This window comes from Streptomyces sp. Qhu_M48, assembly GCF_051305195.1.
GTDB lineage: Bacteria > Actinomycetota > Actinomycetes > Streptomycetales > Streptomycetaceae > Streptomyces.
The window spans coordinates 865,901-890,059 of record NZ_CP195432.1 but is presented as its reverse complement, the minus strand read 5'-3'; the positions used below and the strand labels follow the sequence as shown (position 1 = coordinate 890,059).

Annotated in this window: 26 protein-coding genes, 1 tRNA gene and 1 riboswitch; of the genes, 11 read left to right on the top strand and 16 right to left on the bottom strand. The window is 71.0% G+C overall.

Annotation, left to right across the window (positions count from 1 at the left end; all coding sequences use genetic code 11):
- Positions 1 to 110: 110 nt before the first annotated feature.
- The 4 genes from ACRRSS_RS04335 to ACRRSS_RS04320 all read right to left on the bottom strand — a co-directional run bounded on the left by ACRRSS_RS04335 (position 111) and on the right by ACRRSS_RS04320 (position 2,942).
- Positions 111 to 968 carry a fumarylacetoacetate hydrolase family protein gene (locus ACRRSS_RS04335; protein ID WP_435969884.1) on the bottom strand — a complete coding sequence of 286 codons (858 nt, stop codon included), beginning with the start codon at positions 966 to 968 and terminating at the stop codon, positions 111 to 113.
- Between the two features lie 138 nt (positions 969 to 1,106).
- Positions 1,107 to 1,835: a YidC/Oxa1 family membrane protein insertase gene (locus ACRRSS_RS04330; protein ID WP_435969883.1), complete on the bottom strand. Its 729-nt coding sequence runs from the start codon at positions 1,833 to 1,835 to the stop codon at positions 1,107 to 1,109.
- Between the two features lie 138 nt (positions 1,836 to 1,973).
- Positions 1,974 to 2,270: a DUF6412 domain-containing protein gene (locus tag ACRRSS_RS04325; RefSeq protein WP_435969882.1), complete on the bottom strand. Its 297-nt coding sequence runs from the start codon at positions 2,268 to 2,270 to the stop codon at positions 1,974 to 1,976.
- Positions 2,271 to 2,411: 141 nt separating this feature from the next.
- On the bottom strand, positions 2,412 to 2,942 hold the full coding sequence (locus ACRRSS_RS04320) for a winged helix-turn-helix transcriptional regulator (protein WP_435969881.1): 531 nt from the start codon (positions 2,940 to 2,942) through the stop codon (positions 2,412 to 2,414).
- 101 nt (positions 2,943 to 3,043) lie between these two features.
- Between ACRRSS_RS04320 and ACRRSS_RS04315 the strand changes: the two genes are divergently transcribed.
- Entirely contained in the window at positions 3,044 to 4,573 is a 1,530-nt protein-coding gene (locus ACRRSS_RS04315; RefSeq protein ID WP_435969880.1) for an MFS transporter, read from the top strand.
- 129 nt (positions 4,574 to 4,702) lie between these two features.
- On the opposite strand, the gene ACRRSS_RS04310 is transcribed toward ACRRSS_RS04315, so the two are convergent.
- Together ACRRSS_RS04310 and ACRRSS_RS04305 are read right to left on the bottom strand one after the other, a co-directional pair.
- A complete protein-coding gene (locus ACRRSS_RS04310) occupies positions 4,703 to 4,978 on the bottom strand; it encodes a hypothetical protein (protein ID WP_435975519.1) in 276 nt (91 codons plus the stop codon).
- 51 nt (positions 4,979 to 5,029) lie between these two features.
- The gene (locus tag ACRRSS_RS04305) at positions 5,030 to 5,839 is read right to left on the bottom strand and encodes a class E sortase (protein WP_435969879.1); all 810 of its coding nucleotides are present in this window, start codon (positions 5,837 to 5,839) and stop codon (positions 5,030 to 5,032) included.
- Positions 5,840 to 5,902: 63 nt separating this feature from the next.
- Here ACRRSS_RS04305 and ACRRSS_RS04300 point away from each other — a divergent pair, with 63 nt between their 5' ends.
- On the top strand, positions 5,903 to 6,904 hold the full coding sequence (locus tag ACRRSS_RS04300; RefSeq protein ID WP_435969878.1) for a hypothetical protein: 1,002 nt from the start codon (positions 5,903 to 5,905) through the stop codon (positions 6,902 to 6,904).
- 7 nt (positions 6,905 to 6,911) lie between these two features.
- Here ACRRSS_RS04300 and ACRRSS_RS04295 read toward each other — a convergent pair whose 3' ends face one another.
- The 3 genes from ACRRSS_RS04295 to ACRRSS_RS04285 form a co-directional block, all read right to left on the bottom strand.
- Entirely contained in the window at positions 6,912 to 8,042 is a 1,131-nt protein-coding gene (locus ACRRSS_RS04295; protein ID WP_435969877.1) for an MrcB family domain-containing protein, read from the bottom strand.
- Positions 8,043 to 8,112: 70 nt separating this feature from the next.
- The gene (locus tag ACRRSS_RS04290) at positions 8,113 to 8,466 is read right to left on the bottom strand and encodes a hypothetical protein (RefSeq protein WP_435969876.1); all 354 of its coding nucleotides are present in this window, start codon (positions 8,464 to 8,466) and stop codon (positions 8,113 to 8,115) included.
- 284 nt (positions 8,467 to 8,750) lie between these two features.
- Complete coding sequence (locus ACRRSS_RS04285) at positions 8,751 to 9,362, bottom strand: ATP-binding protein (protein ID WP_435969875.1); 612 nt, start codon at positions 9,360 to 9,362, stop codon at positions 8,751 to 8,753.
- Between the two features lie 137 nt (positions 9,363 to 9,499).
- On the opposite strand from ACRRSS_RS04285, the gene ACRRSS_RS04280 reads away from it, so the two are divergent.
- The 3 genes from ACRRSS_RS04280 (at position 9,500) to ACRRSS_RS04270 (ending at position 12,005) form a co-directional block, all read left to right on the top strand.
- Positions 9,500 to 10,888, top strand: coding sequence for a Tat pathway signal protein (locus ACRRSS_RS04280; RefSeq protein WP_435969874.1), 1,389 nt, complete (start codon positions 9,500 to 9,502; stop codon positions 10,886 to 10,888).
- A 58-nt stretch (positions 10,889 to 10,946) separates the two neighbouring features.
- Positions 10,947 to 11,432 (top strand): TrmO family methyltransferase domain-containing protein, encoded by a 486-nt coding sequence (locus ACRRSS_RS04275; protein WP_435969873.1) that lies wholly within the window; start codon positions 10,947 to 10,949, stop codon positions 11,430 to 11,432.
- A 270-nt stretch (positions 11,433 to 11,702) separates the two neighbouring features.
- Positions 11,703 to 12,005, top strand: a complete 303-nt coding sequence (locus ACRRSS_RS04270) for a hypothetical protein (RefSeq protein WP_435969872.1) — start codon at positions 11,703 to 11,705, stop codon at positions 12,003 to 12,005.
- Between the two features lie 182 nt (positions 12,006 to 12,187).
- Here ACRRSS_RS04270 and ACRRSS_RS04265 read toward each other — a convergent pair whose 3' ends face one another.
- The 4 genes from ACRRSS_RS04265 to ACRRSS_RS04250 form a co-directional block, all read right to left on the bottom strand.
- On the bottom strand, positions 12,188 to 13,456 hold the full coding sequence (locus ACRRSS_RS04265) for a DUF445 domain-containing protein (protein WP_435969871.1): 1,269 nt from the start codon (positions 13,454 to 13,456) through the stop codon (positions 12,188 to 12,190).
- Positions 13,457 to 13,467: 11 nt separating this feature from the next.
- A complete protein-coding gene (locus tag ACRRSS_RS04260) occupies positions 13,468 to 14,445 on the bottom strand; it encodes an ABC transporter ATP-binding protein (RefSeq protein ID WP_435969870.1) in 978 nt (325 codons plus the stop codon).
- Positions 14,446 to 14,450: 5 nt separating this feature from the next.
- Positions 14,451 to 15,227 (bottom strand): ABC transporter permease, encoded by a 777-nt coding sequence (locus ACRRSS_RS04255; RefSeq protein ID WP_435969869.1) that lies wholly within the window; start codon positions 15,225 to 15,227, stop codon positions 14,451 to 14,453.
- Between the two features lie 340 nt (positions 15,228 to 15,567).
- Positions 15,568 to 16,368 carry an ABC transporter permease gene (locus ACRRSS_RS04250; RefSeq protein ID WP_435975247.1) on the bottom strand — a complete coding sequence of 267 codons (801 nt, stop codon included), beginning with the start codon at positions 16,366 to 16,368 and terminating at the stop codon, positions 15,568 to 15,570.
- 165 nt (positions 16,369 to 16,533) lie between these two features.
- On the opposite strand from ACRRSS_RS04250, the gene ACRRSS_RS04245 reads away from it, so the two are divergent.
- On the top strand, positions 16,534 to 19,062 hold the full coding sequence (locus ACRRSS_RS04245) for a transglycosylase domain-containing protein (RefSeq protein WP_435969868.1): 2,529 nt from the start codon (positions 16,534 to 16,536) through the stop codon (positions 19,060 to 19,062).
- Here ACRRSS_RS04245 and ACRRSS_RS04240 read toward each other — a convergent pair.
- The 3 genes from ACRRSS_RS04240 to ACRRSS_RS04230 form a co-directional block, all read right to left on the bottom strand.
- Positions 19,056 to 19,376, bottom strand: a complete 321-nt coding sequence (locus ACRRSS_RS04240) for a DMT family transporter (RefSeq protein ID WP_435969867.1) — start codon at positions 19,374 to 19,376, stop codon at positions 19,056 to 19,058. The genes ACRRSS_RS04245 and ACRRSS_RS04240 overlap by 7 nt on opposite strands.
- A gap of 32 nt (positions 19,377 to 19,408) precedes the next feature.
- Positions 19,409 to 19,470: riboswitch (guanidine-III (ykkC-III) riboswitch) on the bottom strand.
- An 87-nt stretch (positions 19,471 to 19,557) separates the two neighbouring features.
- Entirely contained in the window at positions 19,558 to 19,896 is a 339-nt protein-coding gene (locus ACRRSS_RS04235; RefSeq protein ID WP_073807849.1) for a GroES family chaperonin, read from the bottom strand.
- Between the two features lie 46 nt (positions 19,897 to 19,942).
- Positions 19,943 to 20,263: a DUF3618 domain-containing protein gene (locus ACRRSS_RS04230; RefSeq protein ID WP_435969866.1), complete on the bottom strand. Its 321-nt coding sequence runs from the start codon at positions 20,261 to 20,263 to the stop codon at positions 19,943 to 19,945.
- Positions 20,264 to 20,396: 133 nt separating this feature from the next.
- Between ACRRSS_RS04230 and bcp the strand changes: the two genes are divergently transcribed.
- From bcp to ACRRSS_RS04205, 5 genes are all read left to right on the top strand, one after another.
- Positions 20,397 to 20,870, top strand: coding sequence for a thioredoxin-dependent thiol peroxidase (gene bcp, locus ACRRSS_RS04225; protein WP_435969865.1), 474 nt, complete (start codon positions 20,397 to 20,399; stop codon positions 20,868 to 20,870).
- A 197-nt stretch (positions 20,871 to 21,067) separates the two neighbouring features.
- Entirely contained in the window at positions 21,068 to 22,564 is a 1,497-nt protein-coding gene (gene proP / locus ACRRSS_RS04220; RefSeq protein ID WP_435969864.1) for a glycine betaine/L-proline transporter ProP, read from the top strand.
- Positions 22,565 to 22,735: 171 nt separating this feature from the next.
- Positions 22,736 to 23,386 (top strand): HNH endonuclease signature motif containing protein, encoded by a 651-nt coding sequence (locus tag ACRRSS_RS04215; protein WP_435969863.1) that lies wholly within the window; start codon positions 22,736 to 22,738, stop codon positions 23,384 to 23,386.
- Complete coding sequence (locus ACRRSS_RS04210) at positions 23,383 to 24,090, top strand: HNH endonuclease signature motif containing protein (RefSeq protein ID WP_435969862.1); 708 nt, start codon at positions 23,383 to 23,385, stop codon at positions 24,088 to 24,090. Before ACRRSS_RS04215 ends, ACRRSS_RS04210 begins: the two co-directional genes overlap by 4 nt.
- A tRNA-Leu gene (locus ACRRSS_RS04205) sits at positions 24,056 to 24,139 on the top strand. Before ACRRSS_RS04210 ends, ACRRSS_RS04205 begins: the two co-directional genes overlap by 35 nt.
- Positions 24,140 to 24,159 lie beyond the last annotated feature (20 nt).

Genomic DNA, 24,159 nt, shown 5'->3' with positions numbered 1-24,159 from the left:
GAAAATGGCGACGCCCCACGCGGGACGCCGCCGATTTCACGCCGGAAGGGCCGTAACAGGAGTAATGCCTGTCACGACTCCCTGCCTGTCACGCCCCCGCTCCGGGCGGATCAGGCGCTCTTGAGCTCCTGGCGCTGCCGGCCGAGTCCGTCGACCTCCAGCTCGACGACGTCGCCGGGGCGCAGGTACGGCTTGGGCTCCGGCTGCCCCATGGCGACGCCCGCCGGGGTGCCGGTGTTGATGATGTCGCCCGGGTAGAGGGTCATGAACCGGCTGACGTACCGGACGACCTCGGCGACCGGGAAGATCTGGTCCGAGGTGTGGCCGTCCTGCCTGAGCTCGCCGTTGACCCAGAGCCGCAGGCCGAGCGCCTGCGGGTCCGGCACCTCGTCGGCGGTGACCAGCCAGGGGCCGAGCGGGTTGAAGGTCTCGCAGTTCTTGCCCTTGTCCCAGGTGCCGCCGCGCTCGATCTGGAACTCGCGCTCGGAGACGTCGTGGGCGACGGCGTACCCGGCGACGTGCGCGAGGGCCTCCTCGTCGGTCTCCAGGTAGCGGGCGGTGCGGCCGATGACGATGGCGAGCTCCACCTCCCAGTCGGTCTTCACCGAGTCGCGCGGGACGAGCACGGTGTCGTCCGGGCCGACGACGGTGTCGGCGGCCTTGAGGAAGACGACGGGCTCGGTGGGGGTGGCCTGACCGGTCTCGGCGGCGTGCCCGTGGTAGTTCAGCCCGATGCACACGACCTTGCCGATCCGGCCGACGGGCGGGCCGACGCGCAGCCCGGTGGCGTCGAGCGCGGGCAGCACACCGGCGCCCCCGGCGGCCCGGACCCGGTCCAGGGCGGAGGCGTCGGCGAGCAGACTGCCGTCGATGTCGTCGACCAGCGCGGACAGGTCGCGGAGCGTTCCGTCCTGGTCGAGCAGGGCGGGACGCTCGGCTCCGGGCGGGCCGACACGCAGCAGCTTCATGGACTTCTCCCTGTGGTCGAGGCGGGCCCGGGAAAGGGCCCTGAGGTACCCCGGCCGATGGAGTGCGGCCATCGGAGGATTGGCCGATCCTCCAAGACAAAGGGTCACTCTGCAAGACCCCGTTCAGCCACTGGACCCTTACGCGCGAGTAGCAACGGGCGCGGGACCCTCCTTCGCGCCCGGCGCGCGGAAGAGCAGGGCCCGCTCGACGGCGGTCCACGTGGTGCTCGTCACGACGTAGAGGGCGGCGGCGAGGGGGACGACCGCGACCGTGATCAGGGTGGCGAAGGAGAGCAGGGGCATCACCTGGGCGATGGCACCCGCACCCGGTGTGGGCTGCCCCAGGTCGAGGGGCTGGGCGGCGAGCTGCGCCCGGGTCCGCCGGTACGTGAAGGTGGCCACGGCGGCGACGAGCGCGAAGAGGACGAGGTAGACCCGGCCCTCCGGACCGAGGACGCCACCGCGGGAGAGGGCGTCGCCCCAGTGGTCGCCGAGCGGGGCGGCGAGGAGGGTGTGCCCGGTCATCCGGTCGCCGGAGAAGAGGTGGTACATGAGCAGGAACGCGGGCGCCTGGAGGAGGCTGGGCAGGATGCCGGCGAAGGGCGAGACCTTCTCCCGCGCGTGCAGCTCCGTGATCGCCTTCCTGAGCCGCTCGGGGTTCTTGGCGTGCTTCTTCCGGAGGGCGGCCAGTTCGGGCGCGATCCGGGTGCGGGCCTTCTGTCCGCGGGCGGAGGCGCGGGACAGCGGGTGGACCGCGAGCCGTACGAGCATCGTGAAGAGGACGATCGCGGCGGCCGTGGCGGTGGTGGCGAAGAGCGGCTGGAGCAGGTCGGCGAGCCGCTCGACCAGGGAAGCGAAGACGGACAAGGGGAGCCCTCCGTGGGGTCTCGTCGTGCCGGGGAGATGTCGGTTCTCGGCATGACGGATCCGCGTGAGGAGCCTGGGGGGTGCGAGGGGCGCCCGGGACGGTGCTCGGTGTCCGGGGTGGTGTGCTGCGGGTGCTCCCTACGCGGCCGTCGGGAGGGGACGGCCGGGAGCGCGGGGTCTGCGGCGCCCCGCGGCGTCGGGGTCGCGCTGGGGCAGGAAGGCGGTACGCCGCTCGCGGTCGCGGATGGCGGTGCGGACAACGGTGGGCGGCACGGCCGGGGCCGTCCGGGCTCCGAACAGGGAGCAGACGACCGTGGTCGCGGCGAGGGCGACGGCGGCGGGGACGCCCGCTCCGTCGGAGAGGAGGAGGTCGGCGAGGGCGAGGAGGAAGAAGAGCGGTGCGACGATGCGCAGGAGCAGGTTCCTGGTCGTCATTCCGCCTCCTCTCGCAGATGCCGGACGCCGCCGCACGGCGTCTCACGGTGAGGACGCGCGAGGGCCCTCGGGAGTTCCCGTACGCCGGTGGATTCGCCGTACGTGGGTGACGTGCCCGCGCGTCGGTGGTTCCCGTACCCCTCAGAGCTTCGCATGCTCCACGGCGGCCAGGAGGCGGCGGGGACCGAGGAGGGCGCGGCTGACGGGATCGGCGGGGTCCCGGTCGAGTCCGGCGCCGGGCCGCATCTCGACGTCGGCGGGCGGTACGGGGACGTGGCAGGCCGGGCATTCGCCGCACGGGCCGAGTTCGGTGCCGCAGTCGGCGTGGTGGAAGTGGCGCGCGGGTACGGCTCCGGGGACCTCGGCCACGCCCCAGGCGCCGAGCGAGCGCAGGACGGGCCAGAGGGCGAGCCCGCGGCCGGTGAGCACGTACTCGTCGCGCGGGGGCGACTCCTGGTAGCGGCGCCGGTCGAGGACCCCGGCCTCGACGAGGGCCTGGAGGCGGGCGGCGAGGACGGCGCGGGGGGCGCCGAGGTGGACGAGGAAGTCGTTGTAGCGGCGGACGCCGTAGAAGGCGTCGCGGACGACGAGGAGGGTCCAGCGCTCGCCGACGACTTCGAGGGCGCGGGCGATGGAGCACTGCTGGTGGGCGTAGTCCTTGCCGAGAGCCATGGGATCCATCGTACCAATCAAGGTTCACTGAACGAACCTTGATGCTACCGTGGACCCGCCGGGTGAGTTCATTCACCGAACCTACGAGTGAGGTCCCTGCCATGCCCCAGCTCGTGTCCACCGCGCGGCCCTCCGCGCCGCCCCACGGCTCCCGCCCCCGGACCGCCCTCGCCGTCACCGCCGCGGCCACCGCCGTCGCGCTGATGAACTACACCGCCCCGATGCTCACCCTCCCCGACATGGCCGCCGCCTTCGCGACCCCGGTCTCCGCCCGGGCCTGGCTGCTCAACGGCACCCCGCTCGGCCTCGCCGTCCTCCTCCTGGCGGCCGGCGGCCTCGCCGACGCGCACGGGCGCCGCCGGGTCTTCCTCCTCGGCACCCTCGCCCTCGGCCTCACCACCGCCCTCGGCGGCTTCGCGGGCTCGACCCTCACCTTCACCGCGGCCCGGATCGCCCAGGGGGCGGCGAGCGCGGCGGTCATCGCGGGCAGCCTGGGTCTGCTCGCGACCGCGTACCCGGCGGGCCGGGACCGGATCAGGGCGACCGGGATCTGGGGCGCGTCGGTGAGCGGCGGCATCGCGCTCGGCCCCCTGCTCGCGGGCGCGCTGAGCCTGGTGGACTGGCGGCTCGCGTACGAGGTCCTGGGCGCGGCGGCCCTGGTGATCGCGGCGGTGGGGGCCCGGACGCTGGGACCCGAGGGTCCGGTACGGGAGGGGACGGTGGGCCCCGGGGCGGCGGTGAGCCCCGGGGTGGCGGCGGGCCCCGGGGTGGCGGCGGGCCCCGGGGCGGCGGCGGGCCCCGGGGCGGCGGCGGGCCCCGGGGCGGCGGCGGGCCCCGGGGCGGAGCCACCGGCGCGGCCCCGCCCCGACATCGCGGGGGCGACGGCGCTCGGCCTGGCCCTGGCGGCGCTGCTCACCGCGCTCACGCTCGGCCGGGACGGCTGGCTGCGGCCCCAGGTGGGCGGCCTGATGGCGGCCTCGGTGGCCCTGACGGCGGTGTTCGTGGCGATCGAGCACCGGAGCCGTACGCCCATGGTGGACCTGGCGCTGCTGCGGCGGCCGGCGTTCCTGGCGTCGACGCTGGGGGCGCTGTTCACGGGCATGGCGGTGATCGGCCTGTTCAGCGTGGTGCCCGCGCTGCTCCAGGGCGCGGCGGGGATGTCGCCGCTGGGGGCGGCGTGGCTGTTCGTGCTCTGGTCGGGGACGGCGTTCGTGGTGGCCCTCCAGACGCGCCGGCTCGCGGGCCGGCTCTCCGCCCCGTACCAACTGGCGGGGGGATTCGCCCTGTCGGCAGGAGGCGTCCTGGCCCTCCTCGGCGGCCTGGAGGGCCCGTCCGGCTCCTGGCCGCGCCTGCTCCCCGGCCTCGTGGTGGCCGGCGCGGGCAGCGGCCTGCTGAACGCGGCGCTGCCCCGGCTCGCGGTCGACTCCGTACCCCCGGAGCGGGCGGCGATGGGCTCGGGCGCGAACAACACCGCCCGTTACATCGGTTCCTCGGCGGGCGTCGCCCTGATGCTGGCGCTGGCGACGGCGGGGGCGGACGCGGCGGTCCTGGCGTCGGCGGCGCTGGCCCTGACCGGCGCGGGGGTCACCCTCGCCCTGGGGCGGCGCCGGCCTTCCCCGGCGCCGGGGTGACGGCGGCGCCGGGGTGAGGGCGGCGCCGGTGTGAGGGCGGCGTCGGTGTACTCCTCCAGCGCGAGGACGTCCGCGTCGTCCCGTTCGTCGCGATCGCCCCCGGGAGGCGCGTACCGACTCGCGACACGCTCACGGCGGGTTGGCGAGGTTGGCGACGAGGGCGAGGAGCCCGGCGTCGACGCCCCGGAGGGGGTCGTTCCCGGAGAAGACGAGCGCGCGGACGAGCACGACGGCCCAGGCGGGCGGCGAGTCCGTCACCAGCTTGAACAGGGCGAGGTTCGACTCGGCGCCGACGGGCCCGGGGACGACGAAGAGGGCGGCGGTGCCGAGGAGCACGGGGACGAGGAGAAGGACGTTGGCGCCGAGACGGCTGAAGCTCGTGTACCCCTCCCCCGCCATCAGCACCCGACAGGAGGTACGGAGCGAGGAGCCGCAACAGATGGGGCCTGCGCCTGATCACCCGGTCGATACCAACTTCGCCCAGACGACGAGCCGGTAGGCGCTGCTGAACTCGGGGGTGCAGGTGGTGAGGGTGAGATAGGCGCCGGGGTCGTCGTAGCCGTACGAGGGCTTGACGATCGACCGGGGCACGGGCCGGATGACCCCGACGTCACGGGGAGCGGTCTGCCGCAGCACCTGGTCGACGCGGTAGGTGAAGGTGGCGCCCCGGGTGCGCACGGAGATCTCGTCCCCGGGCGCGAGGCGGTTGATGTACCGGAAGGGCTCGCCGTGGGTGTTGCGGTGCCCGGCGAGCGCGAAGTTCCCGGTGCGGCCGGGGCCGGCGGTGCCGGGGTAGTGCCCGGCGTACCCCTTGTCGAGGACGGACCGCTTGGAGACGCCGTGGGCGACGGGGACGGTGAGCCCGATCCGGGGAACACGGAGGACCGCGAAGGCGAAGGAAGGCGAGCCCCGGGAGGTGTCGCGGGGAACGGCCCCGGACCCGGTCGGGGCCGGGGCCGGGGCCGAGGAGGAGCCCTGGTCACCGCCCGACGGCCCGAGGTCCACCGGCTCTCCGCCGGGAGGGGCGTCATCGGCCGGAACGGAGGGAGAGATCGCCCACTCCCGCTCCAGGACACGCACCCGCTCGCGGGCGTCGGCACGGGCGAGGTGATTGGTCCACCACAGCTGGTGCACGACGAGGAGCAGCACGACGACACCACAGGTGACGACGGTCTCGGCAGCCACCCACAGCACGCGGGCACCCGTACGGCGCCGTCCCCGCGACTGGACGACGACCGGCACCCGCTGCCCCACCCTGGCCCGCACGCGGGGCACGATATGCGCTGGGGTGCCAACTCTCCAGGCCCGTACAGCAGTACGGTGGACGGCATGCGCCCCGACACGCCTGCCGCCCACACCACCGAAGCCGAGCGCCTGCTGCGCACCGCCGCGCAGTACCCCGGGGACAGGGAGCCGCTGTTCCTCCAGGCCGCCGCACACCTGGAACTGGCGGGCGACCGCCCGGCCGCGACGGACCTCTACGACACGCTGCTGTCCGGCGAGCCGGCGAACCCGCTCCTGATCAGGGCGCTGAAGGCGGCGAACCTGTGGGAGTACGGCCATGAGGCCGAGGCCCGCGCGATCATCGCCGGCGTCCGCGACGCCCGGCCGTCGGACGCGGCCCCGTGGGAGATCACGGCGGAGACGCTGGAGGCCCACGACGAGCTGGAGGCGGCGGAGTCGACGCTGACGGAGGCGGCGCGGCTCCTGGTCACGTCCCCGGATCTCCCGCACAGCACGGAGTCCCTCCTGATCACCCGGCACCGGATCCGCAGGATGCTGGCGCTGCCGCACGACGACTGGGACGACCTGGCGGACCGGCTGCACACGGCGGCGGTCCCCCTGGACGAACTGCACGACCCGAAGCGCCTGTGGTCGCTCGGCTCGGAGGACCCGGCGGAACTCCAGGCGGAGATCGCCCGCCTCCGCTCGGAACTGGGCACCTACCGCACGGCCCTCTCCCGCCCGTTCCCGGTCGCGGTCCTCCACTGGCCGGAAGCGGAACTGGACGAGCTGCTGACGGCGTACCCGGAACTGGAGGCGGAGTACCCCACGTACACGGCCCACCTCACGGACATCGAGGCCTCCCTCCGCGAACTCGCCCAGGCGGGCACCCCGAACCTGGGCATCGTCAGAGCCACGGTCCCCTCCTACGAAGCCTTCGCCGCCTCGGAATCCACCCACCCGTCGAACGCGGACCTCCTCCCGCAGTACGCGACGACCCTGGCGGCCCGCGGCCGGGCTACGGGGTGGCCACCGGCTTGGGGGGAGGGGTGCTGGTGCGGGCGGGAGGCTACGTACGGGGAGTGCCACGGGGGCGCTACCGCTTGATCCAAGGCTAGGCCGATGTCATCCCCCAGTCCCGCGCCATGGGGGATCCGTCCCATCCATCATCGGCCCGCCAGATCGAAGCTATTCCCTGTTCTTCCAAGTACGGGGCATAGATGCCGATCTCCTCTGAGAAGAGGCCCACAAGGAAAGGTTCCGGCCGCTGCTGGTAGAGAAAGTGGCGGTACTCGTAGAGCTGCCCGAGCGCCTCGCGCACGGCCACCGTGGCGTTTCCGTTGCGAACGATCTTCGCTTCGACCAGCCACTCCGGATCCTGCCCCCCAGAATCCCGCGATTGCCTCAGAACCAGATCTTTGGGGTGCTGTCGCAGCGTGCTGGGAACGTACCCACGGTCCACGACGTGATGACCGAAGTCCTTGATCAAGTCCTCATGAAGTCGCTGCTTGATCTGCTGTCGAGCAGTGATCTGCACCTTGTACTCACTGCCGTCCTTGGGGTGGAAGTCAGCCAGCGGATCGAAGTCCGCCGGTGCCACGGCGAATCGTGGAGCATGGCTACCGAGGTCGTAGGCCAGCTGGACCGCGTCCGTGTCGCCGCTCATCCACCAGACTCGATCGAATTCCTCCGCCCGTCGCAGGGCCTCCACACCCAGCAGAAGATCTTCCGTCAGCGCGATGTCGCTGGGCAGCGCGGCTGTTTCGTACACCTTGGCGATCACACTCGCCGCCTCGTACGCCCTGGGTCGCGCCGCGTCATCCCTGAGTTCCGGCTCGTCCACCCAATCCAGGCACTCTTTTCGCCTCACGGCGCGGCGAAGTCGCGCCGCGTGATGACGGAGGTGGTCCTGCCGAGCGATACCTTTCCCCAAATGAGCTTCCAGCCAGGTGATCCCCTGCTGCAAGGTCAACGTCACATTCTTCAGATCCGCGCTGAAGATATACGCGAGATAAAGGCCCTTCTTGGGATCCCGCATTCCCCGCTCATCGAAAACACCGATCCACGGGGTCGCCGCCGGGGTGGTCTGTCCCCCATGTCCCTCAGCCTTGAACCCCGGCGGAAGGACGAGGTCAGTTCGACCCGCGACTCCCCGCAGTATCTGCTGACCCTTTACCTCACGCTTCGAACCCGCCGTGCGGTCGTATGTGCTCGCGACCTCGCCGAGCAAATCTCGCATCCCCATGCGAGGAATCTAGATCACGGCCTCCCCTCGGAGGTATGGGTCCGCGCTACCTCGTCACCTTGCCCGGACCTCACGGCCCCGCCTCAAAGCGCGTCTGAGCCGCGTCCAGCACGTCGTCCACGTCATATCCGTGAGCATCCACCCAGTGCAAGAGGTCTGCGACCGCCTCGATCACCGCGACCTGGGCCGAAGCGGCGGTAAGTCGGCTCGCGTTCACCGCCCTAGGAGACGTGATGGCGTCGTAGAGGGAGATCATCGATTCCGCTCTCGTGACACGCGTGCCACCACTATGCCCATGAGGGGTCACGAGGTCGGTCGCGATCTCGCACCACGTGACCTGGCACTCCGCCCCCGCCAGCACACCCCAGCGATCCGCGATCCCGCCAACCAGCGTCAGGCCCATGTCCGCGTCGATGTCAGACACGGAATCGGGGGGCGCCAAGACGCCTTGACACCCCGGACCTCTCATCTCGATCCGCAGGTACGTACCGCTCATGGATAGGCGTAGCGACGCGGAAGCTCCCGCTCCTCCCTGACGAATCACTTGAGAGGCCAGTTCACTGACGCAGAGCTGAGCCGCTTCGCTCTGACGCGACAACCCCCACAGCTTCAAGTGGAGCCGCACCACACGCCGAAGCCCGGCCACCTCCCGAGGTTCCGCCGAAAACGACAGTTCCCACGGCTCACGCACCATGCAGCCATCCTCGTTCACAGCGCATTCTCCAGCCTCAACTCGGCCCAGACTTGCTTGCCCCACCGGTACAGCTCGGTTTCCCATCGATCCGCGAGAGCGTCGACAAGGAGCAGCCCCCGCCCCCGGGTTTCGCCGTCGCCGACGTCGATCAGCAGAGTCGGGACGGTCGTGGAGCGGTCGACCACACCCACGCGGACCCCGTTCGTGGAGGGTCTGGCGACGATCACGCGGATCGATGCCAGTCGACTGTGGTCGACCGCGTTGGAGACCAGTTCGGTGACCACGAGGGCGGCGTCCTCAATGAGCGCTTCCAGGCCCCAGAGCGTCAGCGCCGTACGAACCAGCCTGCGAGCGACTCCCGCACTCCGGGCGTCACGCGGCAGCGTCTGGGAGTACGAGGGGTGCCCTGTGGGGCAAGACGTGGCCGTGTCAACGGTCAGGACCTCGACGGGAGGCGTGGGTCTCTCCAGCGCGCGCACGCCTTCGTCGAAGCGGCGTCCTACGGCGGCCGCCTCGGAGACCGGAGGGCGCCACGCGCGGAGCGCTGCTCGCGGATCCGGTGTAAGGGGTGGCGTGGCTGCGGACGCCCGGCTATCGCCCTCACCCACGTGGCTGAAAGTCACCATTCACCCTTCCGTCGTTGTCGGTTGGTGGTTTCGTGTCCTCTCAGCGAACCGTGATTCGCGATAGGCGGGTATCCCCCTTCGGACCCCGACGCCGTCAAACCCGTCAAAGATTGTTCTCTTGTGAACAGGGGCGCAGCGTGGCGCGCAGGAACGATGAACTGGCTGCGGTGATCGCAGAGACAGGCTGGTCGCAGCCCGTTGTGGCGGCCGCGGTGGTACGTGTCGCGGCAGAGGCCGGCGTGGACGAACTCCTCACCGTCAAGCGCTCGCACATCGCCATGTGGGTAGCTGGAACCCGACCCCGAGGGCGAGCGGCCGACATTCTGCGTGAAACTCTGTCGCGACGGTTGGGACGTCCGCTCGCACTCGCGGAGATCGGTCTCGCGGGGAACACCCCGGATACGGTCACCGGGTCCGAGTGGGACACCGACACGCTGAAGACTCTGGTCGACCTGGGGAGAAACAGCATGGACCGCGAACGCCGCCGACTCCTCACCGGCGCCGCCGTCTTTTCCGTCGGCGGATTGACCCTGCCCAGGGAACCGTGGTGGGACGAGGCTCCACGACGGGCGCGCTCCCGCGCGGTCGACCCGAATCGGAGAGTCGGCGAGATCGAAGTGCGGGCCGTTCGCGAGATGACCGAGTTCTTCGCCCGACGCGACCAACGACACGGTGGCGTCGACGGCCGAACCGCCCTTCACCAGTACATCGTCGACGACATCGCCCGGTACGTGAGCGGGGTCTTCAGGGGCGAGGACTCGCGACAGTCTCTGTACTCAGCGGCGGCCGAGGCCGTGTACGTGGCGGGCTGGATGAGCTTCGACGCCTCCCAACACGAGTCCGCACGACGCTATTTCACCCTCGCGCTCAAGCTCGCCGCCGAAGCCGACGACGCACCCCTCGCCGGACACATCCTGCGGGCGATGGCTCATCAGGCCATAGACCTGGGGCACTCCCGGGCGGCCTTGAACCTCGCCACCGCCTCCATCGAGCGCAACCGGTACGCCCACGCCTCCCCTCGCGAACGCGCCCTGATCGGCGTCGTACGTGCGCGAGCACTGGCAGTGGACGGCCAGCGAGGCAACGCCATCACCGCGATCAAGCAAGCTGAGACCGACCTCGCCAGGGCAGCGCCGGGCGACGACGAGCCGCACCGGGTGTGGTTCTTCCAGGAAGCGTCCCTCGCCCATGAAACAGCCCGCACCCTCTGGGCCCTGGGCGACCTTGACGGCGCCCTCCGCCACTTTCACGCCAGCGTGCGGCACCGTAGAACCGACTCCTTCAACCGGACGCACGCCGTCACACTCGGCTACATGGGTTCGGTCCAGGCCGGACAAGGCAACATCGACGCGGCCTGTCGGACCTGGTCCCAGGCCCTCGACGCCATGGACGGTGTCCAGTCCGGCAGGACGCGGGAAGCGGCCCTCACCATGCGCACGGTCCTGTCCCCGTTCCGCAACCGCGGAATCCCCTCCGTCTCCGAAGTGGACGAACGCGCCCGGTCCGTACTACGACGAGTAACCTGACGGCCCTGAACCGCCCCACCCCACAAGTGGCGCCGCAGAGAAGGAAGAAGGGCAACCCGTGACTGCGCAGTTCATCCAGGTGCCGGTCATCGCCGACGTAGTCGGCGGCCATACCGGACGACTCGACGACTTCAAGGGCGGCGTCGAGTCGATCATCCGCCTGCGGCCGGAGTTCCCCGTGGAAACCCTCCAGGGCATCGAGCAGTTCTCCCACCTCCAAGTCACGTGGTTCTTCAACCTCGGCTCCCCGGACGATGTCGCACTTCACGCACGCAGCCCCCGCGACAACCCCGCATGGCCTGCGACCGGCACCTTCGTTCACCACAACCATCGGCGTCCCGCCCGGCTGGCCACGTCCTTTCCGAGACTGCTCAAGGTCGACGGGCACGACCTGCACGTCGCGGACCTCGACGCCGACGACGGCACTCAGGTCGTCGATCTCGTGGCGGTCTTCGAAGAAATGCTCCCCCGTGGACCCATAACTCAGCCGACGTGGCCCGGCGAAATGCTCGCGGACTACTGGCGAGACGCCGCCGAACGCTGAGGCCGCCACGACATGCGGGTGCCGGTGACCCGGCCGCTGGTCAGCCGGTGACCCCATCCACCGGCCGTCATCCAGAGAAGAGCCTGAGGGAGCGCGAATGCTCCGGCGGCCACATCCAACCCATGCTGTTCCGGCCCCTCGCCGACGAGACACTGTGCGCCGAATGCGCCACGCAGCCCCCGAACCAGCCGAATACGGTGCCCGGTAGGGGCCATGCGCGCACCCCCTCGTAGGCTCGAAGGACAACCCATCCGACCGAAAGGCCCCGCCATGCCCCGCATCCCCTCCCCCGCCATAGCCGCCGCCGGACTCGTGGGCGGTTACGCCGTGGCGCGGTGGACCAAGAAGCGGCCGCTCGGTGGGGTCGTGCTCGCCGGGGCCGGGGCTCTGGCCGCTCGGGAGTGGCAGCAGGTCGGTGGGGCCAAGGTGGCCGCCGGGCTCGGTACCGCCTACGTCGCCGCCTTCGCCGGGTCCCATCCCCTCGCCAAGAAGATCGGCGCCTGGCCCGCCGTCTTCTCCGTCGCCGGCGTCGTCGCCGCCACCTCCTGGGCCGTCACCCGCGACAAGGCCTGAGCCAGGGAACGACCGGACCATCACCCGCGACAAGCCCCGAGCCAGGGGAACGGCCGGGCCGTCGCCCGCGGCCCCGGGCCTGGACCCCGAGCCGAGGGAAGGCCTCCGGCAGTCACCCGCGCCCGGGGCTGAGCCGCGCACCACGCCGCGGCCAGGGCGCGAGGACCGGGCTGCGAGCGTCCTCAGCCCCCCACCCCATGGCTCACCGTGTAGATCAGCAGGCCGGCCAGCGCGCCCACCACCGTGCCGTTGATGCGGATGAACTGGAGGTCGCGGCCGATGTTCGCCTCGATCTTCTTCGAGGTCTGGGTGGCGTCCCAGCCCGCGACCGTGTCCGTGATCAGGGACGTGATCTCGCCCCGGTACGTCGTCACCACGTACGCCGCCGCATCCTCCGCCCAGCCCTCGACCTTCGACTGGAGACGGGGGTCCGTCGCCAGGCGGTTGCCCAGGGAGATCAGGGACGCGCGGGCGCGGAGGCGGAGTTGGCTGCGGTCGTCCTCGGCCGCCGCGATGATCAGATTGCGGACCGAGGACCAGGCCGAGGCGATGATGTCCTGGACCTCGGGGCGGGCCAGGAGGTCCGACTTGAGACGTTCGATGCGGGCGCGGGTGTCCGTGTCGGCCTGCAGGTCGGCCGCGAAGTCGGTGAGGAAGCGGTCGATCGCCCCGCGCGCCGGGTGCGCCGGCATGTCCCGCATCTCCGTCACGAAGCGGAGGAGTTCCTTGTAGACGCGTTCGCCGACGCGCTTGTCGACGAAGCGCGGCGTCCAGCCGGGCGCCCCGCCCTGCACCGCGTCCATCACCGAGGCCCCGTGCGTCACCAGCCAGTCGTGGGCGCGGGTGCAGATCAGGTCGACGGCCCGGTGGTGGGCCCCGTCGGCGACGATCCGCTCCAGGGTCTTCCCGAGGCCGGGCGCGATCTCCGCCGACTCCGCCCGCCGGGTGATCGCCTCCCCGACGACCGCCTGGACGTCCGCGTCGCGCAGGACGGTCAGGGCGCCCCGCAGCGCCGTGGAGGCCTCCGCCGTGACGCGGTCCGCGTGCGCCGGGTCCGCCAGCCAGGTGCCGAGGCGGCTGCCGATGCCGAGGGCAGCCAGTCGGCCCCGTACGACGTCGGCGGAGAGGAAGTTCTCGCCGACGAACTGGCCCAGCGACGCCCCCAGCTGGTCCTTCTTCGTCGGGATGATCGCCGTGTGCGGGATCGGCAGGCCGAGCGGGTGGCGGAACAGGGCCGTCACCGCGAACCAGTCCGCGAGCGCGCCGACCATGCCCGCCTCCGCCGCCGCCGCGACATAGCCCGCCCAGGAGCCCCATCCCGCGTTCTCCGCCCAGGTGGCCAGGGCGTAGATCACGGCCACCACCGCGAGCAGCGCCGTCGCCAGGGCCTTCATGCGGCGGACGCCTCTGCTCTTCTCCTCGTCCGCCGCCGTGTACGAAAAACTCACCATGAGCCGACCTCCTACATCAGGGACTCCCGGCGCTCGTCCCGAGTTCCCCCGTACATCTTCGCGATCACCGTCTCGATGTCCGGCTCCCGCACCGAGAGGTCGAGGAGGGGATAGCTCGCCGCCACCGCCGACACCAGCGGGGCCGCCGAGGCCGTGGCCGGGAAGGCGAGCCACTGGCGAGGGCCCTCCGACCGTACGAAGCGGGCGCCGGGGACGTCGATCGGGGGCAGCTCGCGTTCCAGGTCGACCATCAGGAGCCGTTCGCTCTCGCCCACGGCGTGCAGGCCCGCCAGCTCCCCGTCGTACATCAGCCGCCCGTGGTCGATCACCATCACCCGCGAGCAGAGCTGTTCGATGTCCGTGAGGTCGTGGGTGGTGAGGAGGACCGTGGTGCCCCGGGTGCTGTTCAGGTCGCTGAGGAACTCCCGCACCCGCGCCTTCGAGACGACGTCCAGGCCGATCGTCGGCTCGTCCAGGTACAGCACCTCCGGGTCGTGGAGGAGCGCGGCCGCGATGTCGCCGCGCATCCGCTGGCCCAGGGAGAGCTGGCGTACGGGCACGTCGAGCAGCTCCCCGAGTTCCAGGAGTTCCACGCAGCGGTCGAGGTTCTCCCGGTAGCGGGCGTCGGGGATGCGGTACATCCGGTGCATCAGCCGGTACGAGTCCTTCAGCGGCAGGTCCCACCAGAGCGTCGTCCGCTGCCCGAACACCACCCCTATCCGCTGCGCCAGCCTGGTCCGCTCGCGCGACGGGTCGATGCCGGCGACCCGCAGCCGGCCGCCGGTGGGGGTGAGGATGCCGGTCAGCATCTTGATCGTGGTCGACTTCCCGGCGCCGTTGGGGCCGATGTAGCCGACCATCTCGCCGCGCTCGACGCCGAAGCTGATGCCGTCGACCGCCCTGACCTCGCGCTTCTCGCGACGGAACAGGCCCGCCTTACGACGGACCGTGAAGACCTTCTCCAGTGAATCCAGCTCGATGAACGGCACGCCCCTCAGCTTCCTGTCGATCGGTACGAACGGATCCCGGCCCGCCACGCGAGCCCAGCGACCGCGCAGCAGACGGCCGCCACCAGCGGCGAGGCGAACGCCGCCCACTCCGGCACCCCCGCCGGGGCCGGCCGGTCGAGCACGTACAGCGCGGGCAGCCAGTTCACGAACGCCAGCGGCACGACGTACACGACACCCCGCACCAGGTCCTGCGCGAAGATCGTCGGCGGGTATCCGAGGAGGGTGTTCCCGCCGTACGTGAAGGCGTTCGTCACCTCCGTCGCGTCCTGCATCCAGAAGAGCGTCGCCGCGCCGATCGTCATCAGCGCCGCGAAGATCACCGCGCCGGAGACCAGCGCCACCGGCAGCAGCACCACCTTCAGCGGCGTCCACGCCACGTCGAGCAGGATCAGGCCCCAGACCAGGACGAAGACTCCCTGGAGCACGCGGCCGAAGCGCCGCAGCGCGAACTTGTCCGCCGCGACCTGTGCGAGGAGCGGCGCCGGGCGCATCAGGAAGGTGTCGAGCGAGCCGTCCCTGACCCGCTTCCCCATCCGCTGCAGCGACCCCATCGTCAGGTCGGCGATCCCGAACGACGTACCCGCCGTCCCGTACAGGAGGGCGACCTCCGCGAAGGTGAAGCCGCCGAGCCCCTCCACCTGACCGAACATCAGCAGGATGACGACGAAGTCGAAGAAGGTGACGCAGAAGCTCGTCACGAGCGTGAGGACGAAGGACGAGCGATACGCCATGGTGGAGCGGATCCACATGCCCGCCACCATGCGGTACGTGGCCCAGGAGCCGACCGGAGAACCGAAGACCCGGGATCCGGAACCGGGGCCGGGGCCGGAGCCAGAGCCGGGGCCAGAGCCAGAGCCGGGGCCAGAGCCAGAGCCGGGGCCGGAGCCAGAGCCAGCGCCAGAGCCAGCGCCAGGGCCAGGGCCAGGGCCGACCATGGAACCGGAGACACGGGAGCCGGATCCTGAGGACACGTGCACGGACCCCGCAGCCACGCCCTCGGAGCCGGACCCGGACCCTGAGCCCGAGGCCCCGGACCCTGAGCCCGAGGACCCGGACCCCGGCCCGGCACCCGCACCCCCGTCCCCCTCCCCGTACAGGACCTCAGCCACCCTGCACCACCACCTTCCGCGTCGCCGCGCTCTGCGCCGCCCGCCCCGCGCCGAACAGGACCAGCGCCCAGCACCCCTGGAAGGCGTACGCCCCCGCCAGCCCCCAGCCCTCGTACTTCCCCAGGTACACATCGGCCGGCACCTGGAGCAGCGACGCCCACGGCAGGACCCGGGCGACCTCGCCCAGCGTGCCCGGGAAGACGTTCAGCGGGAGGAGCATGCCCGAGAAGAACAGGCCGCTCAGCCAGGCCACCTGCGTCACGCCCTGGCCGTCGAGCAGCCAGAACGCGCTCATCGCCACCAGGTACCAGATCGCGAAGCCGACCACGGAGCCCAGCGCCACGGCGAGCAGGAAGGCGAGCCAGGAGCCGGGCCCGGCCGGCAGGGTGAAGCGGAAGGCGAGCCAGCCGACGAGCATCGGGACGACCCCGCGGCCGAGCAGCTGGTAGCCCGAACGGCCCAGGTTGGCCGAGAACCACCAGGCCTGGAGGTCGGCCGGGCGGTAGAGGTCGACCGCGATGTCCCCGGTCCTGACGCGCTCGATCAGCTCCTCCTCGAAGCCGCCGCCCATCAGCCCGCAGACCGTGATCAGAGCCTGTCCGATCCACACGTACGCGAGGGCGTCGTCCATCGAGTAGCCGCCGAGCTGCGGGCGTTCGTCCCAGAGGGCGATGTAGGTGTACGACAGGACGAAGCCGAAGACGGTGTTGGTGAAGACCCCCGCCGCCGTCGCCACCCGGTACGTGGCATGGCGCCGGAAGCCGCCCGCGGCCACCGTCGCGTACAGCCGCAGCATGCCGTTCCTCCTTCCGGGACCGGGACACCCCGTCCCCTATGCAGGGAAAAACGCCGAAGCGCACGACCCTAGCGAGGTCCGTCCGAGTGCCGCGACCGGATTTTCCGTCACCTTCGGGTCGCATACAGGACTTTCGTCATATTGCGGGCAATATGAGATGCCATGCCCCCTTCCTCCGGTACGAGCGGTACGAACGGGACCAGCGGCGCCGACGGCCCCCGGCCGGTCCGCGCGAGCTGGGAACCGAGGGACCCCACCCTCCCCGGCCCGAAGCCGCCCCCCGCACCGAAGCGCCGTGTCCGGCGCGTCCTGCGCACCCTCTTCGGACTCCTCCTGCTCGGCACCCTGCTCCTCGCCGGCGCCTTCGCCGCCGGCTATCTCCTGGTGGAGATCCCGCCCGCCAACGCCGCCGCCGTCGCCCAGTCCAACGTGTACCTGTACCGGGACGGCACCCCCCTCGCCCGCGACGGCGAGGTCAACCGCGAGAACGTCCGGCTCGACCGCGTCCCGCTCACCGTCCGGCGGGCCGTCCTCGCCGCCGAGGACCGCGACTTCCACACCTCACGCGCCGTCGACCCCAAGGCGATGGTCCGCGCCGCCTGGAACACCGTCACAGGCAAGGGCCGCCAGTCCGGCTCCACCATCACCCAGCAGTACGTCAAGAACTACTACCTGGGCCAGGAGCAGACCCTCACCCGCAAGGCCAAGGAGTTCTTCATCGCGATCAAGCTCGGCCGCGAGAAGAGCAAGGAGGACATCCTCCAGGGCTACCTGAACACCAGCTACTTCGGACGGAACGCGTACGGCGTCCAGGCCGCCGCCCGCGCCTACTACGGCAAGGACGTCGAGGACCTCGACACCGCCGAGGGCGCGTACCTCGCCTCCCTCCTCAAGGCCCCCAGCGCCTACGACGTCACCACCCACCCCGAGAACCGCGCCAAGGCCGTCGCCCGCTGGAACTACGTCCTCGACGGCATGGTCACCAAGGGCTGGCTCGCACCCGCCGACCGCGTCGGCGTGCGCTTCCCCCTCCCCCAGACCGCCCGCCCCGCGAACGGCCTCTCCGGACAGCGCGGCTACCTCGTCCAGGCCGTCGAGGAGTACCTCACCGACCACGGCATCGTCGACGAGAAGACCCTCGCCGGCGGCGGATTCCGCATCACCACCACCCTGGAACCCGCCAAACAGGAGGCGCTCGTCCAGGCCGTCGAGGACCGGGTCGTCAGCAAGCTCGACCCGGCGCGGGTCCCCGCCGACCGGTACCTGCGGGTCGGCGCTGCGGCCCTCGACCCGGCGACCGGCGAGGTCCTCGCGATGTACGGCGGCGTCGACTACACCCGCCAGTACGTCAACAACGCCACCCGCCGCGACTACCAGGTCGGCTCCACCTTCAAGCCCTTCGTCTTCACCGCGGCCGTACAGAGCGGGGCGCAGACCCAGTACGGCGAGCCCATCACCCCGCACACCCTGTACGACGGGGACAACCGGCGCCCGGTGCAGGGCTGGAACGGCAGCCCGTACGACCCCGCCAACGAGGACGACGAGAGCTACGGCGAGATCGCCGTGGGCGCGGCCACCAACCTGTCGGTGAACGCCGTGTACGCCCAGATGGCCGTCGACGTCGGCCCCGGGCACGTCCGGCGCACCGCGATCGCCCTCGGCCTGCCCGGGACCACGCCCGACCTCACCGCCTCCCCCTCCATCGCGCTCGGCCCGGCCACCGCCAGCGTCCTCGACATGGCGACGGCGTACGCGACCCTCGCGGCGCACGGCCGGCACGGCACGTACTCGCTGGTCGAGCGGATCAGCAGGGACGGCCAGGAGATCGCGGCGCCGGCCCCCGTCGCCCGGCAGGCGGTGAGCCGCGAGGCCGCCGACACGACCACGTCCATCCTGCGGAGCGTCGTCGAGGTGGGCAGCGGAACGGCCGCGCAGGCCGCCGGGCGCCCGGCGGCCGGCAAGACGGGCACGGCGGAGGACGACAAGGCCGCCTGGTTCGCGGGGTACACCCCGGAGCTCGCGACGGTGGTCGCGCTGATGGGCCAGGACCCGGAGACGGGACGGCAGGAGTCGCTGTACGGGGCCCTGGGTCAGGACCGCGTCAACGGGGGCGGGGCGCCCACCGAGATCTGGGGCCAGTTCACCCGGGACGCGCTGGCCGGGACGGCACCACGGGACTTCGACCTCCGGCTGATGCCGGGGGCGGAGGACATGCCGGAGGTCCCGCCGGCACCGGACGGCCCGGACGGGGCCACGTCCGCGGAGGGATCCCTGGAAGCGGCCCCCGAGGGGCCGCCGGACAGGCCGGACAGGCCGGACAGGACCGACAAGCTCGATCGGCCCGACGGAACCGGCGGGCGGCCGGACGGAACCGGCGGGCGGCCCGACGGAACCGAGGAGTCGTACGAAACAGGTGAGGCGGGGCCGGGAGCGGCGCCGGGAACAGGCCCGGGGCAGGGAACAGGGCCAGGAGCAGGCCCGCGCGGACCGGCCGCGCCGGGCCCCGCTCCCCGGCCCGCCACCGACGCGAAGCCCCGTACGAACGCGACGCCCCGTGCGAGCGCCAGGCCTCGTGCGCACGCTGAGCCCCGCGCGAACACCGAGCCTCACGCGAGCGGGAGGCCGCCCGCGAGCGCGAACACCCCCGCGAGCACCGGCGCGAACACCGGCGCGGGCCGCCCGCGTCAGTGACCCGAGGTCGCCTTGAGTCCCACCACGGCGACCAGCAGCAGACAGACGAAGAAGATCCGGGCGGCGGTCGTCGGCTCCCCGAGCACCACCATGCCGAACACCGCCGCACCGGCCGCGCCGATCCCGACCCACACGCCGTACGCCGTACCGATCGGCAGCGTCTTGGCGGCCTGCGACAGCAGCACCATGGAGGCGACGATCCCGACACCGGTGAACACGCTGGGCCAGAGCCGCGTGAAACCGTCGGTGTACTTCATGCCGATCGACCAGCCGACCTCGAGCAGACCCGCGACGAGAAGAAGAACCCAGGCCATGACGACAACACCTCCGCGAGACGGAACAACAGGCTGCGTCGTCTTGTCGAAAGCCCGGTACGGCGCGTCTCGTCGGGATGTCTCCAGGCTAGCAAAGAAAGGCCGAAGGCCCTGGTGACCATGGTCACCAGGGCCTTCACCGGCCAGAAGGCTCAGAGCCGAAAGAATTCACCGAAGGAATTCAGAGATAGAGCCCGGTCGAGTCCGTGGCCCCCTGGAACCGGTCCGCGGCCACCGCGTGCAGGTCGCGCTCCCGCATCAGGACGTACGCGACACCCCGCACCTCCACCTCGGCACGGTCCTCCGGGTCGTAGAGCACCCGGTCGCCGATCTCGACGGTGCGGACGTTCTGACCGACCGCGACCACCTCGGCCCAGGCGAGGCGACGGCCGACGGCGGCCGTCGCCGGAATCAGGATGCCGCCGCCGGAACGCCGCTCCCCCTCCGGGGAGTCGGTGCGGACCAGGACCCGGTCGTGGAGCATCCGGATGGGCAACTTGTCGTGCGTGTTCTCGCTCACGGGGTGAACCTACCCGCCCGGGCGTGGCGCCCGCGGCGGGGAGGGGTCATCCCTTCCCCTTGCGGGAGGACGCGGCGAGCAGTCCGATGACCGCCACGGCGACGAGGGCCGCCGGAACCACGCGCTCCAGGCGCGGGGCGCCGTCCTCATGGGTGAAACGTGCCTTCACGTCCGAGACGACGCGGTTGACGGCGTCGAAGGCGCGCCCGGCGGTCTGGTCGACCGTCGAGGCGACCTTGGCCTTGGCGTCCCCGACGATCGTCTTCGGGTGCACCCGAATGCCGATCTCGTCGAGAGTGACGGCGAGCTGCTCGCGCCGGCGGACGATGTCCGCCTCGATCTGCGCAGGGGTCCTGGCCTCTGACACCGCGCTGCCTCCGTAGTCGTGATCCGGTCGATGATCGGTCCTTGAGGGCCAGTCTGTCAGTTCTGCCGCCTCAGGGTCGTCCCAGACCCCCATTAGGCTCTGAACGCGTACGCGAACCATCCCGAGGAGAGCCATGAGCGAGCGACTGCAGCCCGGCGACACCGCCCCCGCCTTCACCCTGCCCGACGCGGACGGCAACGACGTCTCCCTCGCGGACCACAAGGGCCGCAAGGTCATCGTCTACTTCTACCCGGCCGCCCTCACCCCCGGCTGCACGAAGCAGGCCTGCGACTTCACGGACAACCTGGACGTGCTCGCGGCGGCGGGCTACGACGTCATCGGCGTGTCCCCGGACAAGCCGGAGAAGCTGGCGAAGTTCCGCGAGAAGGAGAACCTGAAGGTCACGCTGGTCGGCGACCCGGAGAAGGAGACGCTGACGGCGTACGGCGCCTTCGGCGAGAAGAAGCTGTACGGCAAGACGGTGACGGGCGTGATCCGCTCGACGGTCGTCGTCGACGAGGACGGCAAGGTGGAGCACGCCTTCTACAACGTGAAGGCCACCGGCCATGTCGCCAAGATCATCAGGGACCTGGCCGTCGAGGGCTGAGCCGGGCCGAACCGGGCCGGCGGCCGGGCCGAACCGGGCCGGCGGCCGGGCCAAAGCGACGTAAAGGCCCGGAACCACGCAAGGCCGCCCGGGGGGACGTGACGCACGTCCCATTCCCGGGCGGTTTTCGTTTGCGAACGGCATGACCGCGCAGGAGTGCCTCCTGGAGTTGTTGCCCCCAGAGAGGACGTACGGCCATGCCGGCCACAGACCGCGACCCCGCCGCCGATCCCGATGCCCTGAGACGCCATCCCCTCCTGTTCAGGGCCATCACCCGGCGTCGGCAGCCCCGGCTGCGGCGGACCGACATCACGGTCACCGACGAGGCGGCGGTCAAGCGGGCCGTGAAGGCGGCCTCGCTGGGCAACGCCATGGAGTGGTTCGACTTCGGCATCTACGCCTACCTCGCCGTCACCCTCGGCCATGTCTTCTTCCCGTCCGGCAACGACACCGTCCAGCTGCTGTCGTCGTTCGCGACGTTCGCGGTCGCCTTCCTGGTCCGCCCGCTCGGCGGCATGGTGTTCGGCCCGATGGGTGACCGGCTGGGCCGCAAGAAGGTCCTCGCGCTGACCATGATCCTCATGGCGGTCGGCACCTTCGCGATCGGCCTGATCCCGTCGTACGCCTCGATCGGCTTCTGGGCGCCCGTCCTCCTGATCCTCTTCCGGATGCTCCAGGGCTTCTCGACGGGTGGCGAGTACGGCGGCGCCTCGACCTTCATCGCCGAGTACGCGCCCGACCGCCGCCGGGGCTACTTCGGCAGCTTCCTGGAGTTCGGCACCCTGGCGGGGTACGTGGCCGCGGCGGGCCTGGTGACGGTGCTCAGCACCTGGCTCGGCTCCGACACGATGGAGGCGTGGGGCTGGCGCGTGCCGTTCCTGGTGGCGGGTCCGCTGGGCCTGGTCGGCCTCTACCTGCGGCTGCGGCTCGACGAGACGCCCGCGTTCCAGAAGCTGGAGAGCGAGTCGGCGCGCGCCTCCGAGGCGGCGGACGCGGTGGAGACCTCGACCAAGGGCGACCTGGCGAAGATCTTCCGGCAGCAGTGGCCGACGCTGATCCTGTGCATCGCTCTGGTGGGCGCGTACAACATCACCGACTACATGCTGCTGTCGTACATGCCGACGTACCTCTCCGACGAGCTCGGCTACAGCGAGACGCACGGGCTGCTGATCCTGCTCGTCGTGATGGTCCTGCTGATGCTGGTCATCACCCAGGTCGGCCGTCTGAGCGACCACTTCGGGCGGAAGCCGGTGCTGATGGCGGGCATGCTGGGCTTCCTCTTCCTGTCGCTGCCGTCGTTCCTGCTGATCGGGCGGGGCGGGATCCCGGCGATCACGGCGGGCATGCTGATGCTCGGCCTGTCGCTGGTCTGCATGCTCGGCACGATGTCGGCGGCGCTGCCCGCGCTCTTCCCGACGGAGGTCCGGTACGGCTCCCTGTCGGTGGGCTACAACCTGTCGGCGTCGCTGTTCGGCGGTACGACCCCGCTGGTGATCACTGCCCTGATCGGGGCGACCGGCAGCAACCTGATGCCGGCGTACTACGCGATGGGCGCGGCGCTCGTCGGCGTGGTCGCGGTGGCGTGCATGAAGGAGACGGCCAGGCAGCCCCTGGAGGGCTCCCCGCCGTCGGTGGAGACCCCGGAGGAAGCGGCGGAACTGGTCATGTCCCAGGCCCCGGAACCGAGGTTCTGACCCTCCGCCTCCCTTCACCTCCCGAACGGCCCGCACCGGTCACCACCGGCGCGGGCCGTTCCCTGTTCCAGCCGTACGCGATATTCGTACGCGACATGACGTGACCGTCCGATATTCGGTTCGTTACTCCGTACGGGGCCACGAACGGGTGGCCGGATCGGAGGGGGTGCGATGGGGACCAGCACGTACACGAGGGAACGTCTGGAAGCGGCCGCGCGAGGGGCACGGACGCTGACGGAGGCGCTGGAGCGGCTGGGGGTGGACCCGAGGAGCGGGACGCGACGATATCTGCTCGCCCGCATGCGCGGGCTGGGTGTGGACACGTCGCACTTCGAGCGGGAGGGGACGCGGTGGACCCGAGAGGTCCTGGAGGGGGCTGTGGCGGCGTCCACGAACATGTACGAGGTACTGCGGCGACTGGGAGTGGAGGTCGTGGGTGGACAGCACACGCACATCAGTCGCCGCGTCAAGGCCTACGGGATCGACACCTCGCACTTCACCGCGCCCGCCCGAACGGAACGGATGAGGTACGACCAACGCCGCCGAACAGCCGCCGAAGTGCTGGTTGAGGAGGAATCACCGCACGCCAGCCGCGCCCGGAGCAAGCGCCTCAAAGAAGCGATGCTGGAGTTCGATGTCGCGAACCAATGTGCGCTGTGCGGCAACGAAGCGGTGTGGCGGGGCAAACCCCTCCCACTAGAGGTGGACCACATCGACAGCAACTGGCGGAACAACCGGATCGAGAACCTGCGGCTACTCTGCCCCAACTGTCATTCGACGACGGACAGCTACCGAGGCCGAGGCAAGGGGCGGACCCGGTGACGAGCGGTGCGCGGTATACGCGCGAACGGCTGACCGAGGCGGCGGCGCGATGCTCCAGCATCGAGGAAGCCATCGCATTCCTTGGTAGCGAGCCATACCCCCATCTTCCGCGCTATCTGATGGGGCGCTTCCTGCACTTCGGCATCGACGTGGCGCACTTCCCACCCCGCGGCCGGCCGCCTCGGCCCAGCGTCGACGAACTGGAATGCGCCGTCAGCACTTCGTTCTCCCTCAGAGAAGTGCTGCGCCGGCTCGGGCGGGCCGACAACAGCGCCCAGCGAGCGAATCTGCGCACATGGATCGCCGACAATCAGCTCTCGACCACACATTTCCTGGGGCAGGCTCATCAGCGAGGCAAACCGAGCCCGACGGCCCTGCCTCCCGAGGATGTCCTGGTGAAGAGCGACAAGCGGTATCGAATGACAGCAACAAGACTGCGCCGCGCGTTGACCTCGGTCGGAGTGCCCGAGCAGTGTGCTCAATGCGGCATCGGGTCCCAGTGGCTCGGTCGGCCCATGACGCTGGAGGTCGACCACATCAACGGGGACTGGCTCGACAATCGCCAGGAGAACCTGCGGCTGCTGTGCCCCAACTGCCATGCCGTCACCAGCACGTGGTGCAGGGGAGGGCGAGCAGTCCGGCGAGCCCCGGTACCATGGCATGCGGCGAGCGGTGGTGGCGCAATGGCGACGCAGCAGACTTAGGATCTGTGGCCCTTGATCGGGCTTGAGGGTTCGAATCCCTTCCGCCGCACCCAAACGGCCTGCACATCG

Bases quoted from the DNA above. Each gene is read 5' to 3' on its own strand.
- ACRRSS_RS04335 (WP_435969884.1), bottom strand. From the start codon at position 968: ATGAAGCTGCTGCGTGTCGGCCCGCCCGGAGCCGAGCGTCCCGCCCTG.
- ACRRSS_RS04325 (WP_435969882.1), bottom strand. From the start codon at position 2,270: ATGACGACCAGGAACCTGCTCCTGCGCATCGTCGCACCGCTCTTCTTC.
- ACRRSS_RS04320 (WP_435969881.1), bottom strand. From the start codon at position 2,942: ATGGCTCTCGGCAAGGACTACGCCCACCAGCAGTGCTCCATCGCCCGC.
- ACRRSS_RS04315 (WP_435969880.1), top strand. From the start codon at position 3,044: ATGCCCCAGCTCGTGTCCACCGCGCGGCCCTCCGCGCCGCCCCACGGC.
- ACRRSS_RS04300 (WP_435969878.1), top strand. From the start codon at position 5,903: ATGCGCCCCGACACGCCTGCCGCCCACACCACCGAAGCCGAGCGCCTG.
- ACRRSS_RS04295 (WP_435969877.1), bottom strand. From the start codon at position 8,042: ATGGGGATGCGAGATTTGCTCGGCGAGGTCGCGAGCACATACGACCGC.
- ACRRSS_RS04285 (WP_435969875.1), bottom strand. From the start codon at position 9,362: ATGGTGACTTTCAGCCACGTGGGTGAGGGCGATAGCCGGGCGTCCGCA.
- ACRRSS_RS04270 (WP_435969872.1), top strand. From the start codon at position 11,703: ATGCCCCGCATCCCCTCCCCCGCCATAGCCGCCGCCGGACTCGTGGGC.
- ACRRSS_RS04265 (WP_435969871.1), bottom strand. From the start codon at position 13,456: ATGGTGAGTTTTTCGTACACGGCGGCGGACGAGGAGAAGAGCAGAGGC.
- ACRRSS_RS04255 (WP_435969869.1), bottom strand. From the start codon at position 15,227: ATGGTGGCGGGCATGTGGATCCGCTCCACCATGGCGTATCGCTCGTCC.
- ACRRSS_RS04245 (WP_435969868.1), top strand. From the start codon at position 16,534: ATGCCCCCTTCCTCCGGTACGAGCGGTACGAACGGGACCAGCGGCGCC.
- ACRRSS_RS04240 (WP_435969867.1), bottom strand. From the start codon at position 19,376: ATGGCCTGGGTTCTTCTTCTCGTCGCGGGTCTGCTCGAGGTCGGCTGG.
- bcp (WP_435969865.1), top strand. From the start codon at position 20,397: ATGAGCGAGCGACTGCAGCCCGGCGACACCGCCCCCGCCTTCACCCTG.
- proP (WP_435969864.1), top strand. From the start codon at position 21,068: ATGCCGGCCACAGACCGCGACCCCGCCGCCGATCCCGATGCCCTGAGA.
- ACRRSS_RS04215 (WP_435969863.1), top strand. From the start codon at position 22,736: ATGGGGACCAGCACGTACACGAGGGAACGTCTGGAAGCGGCCGCGCGA.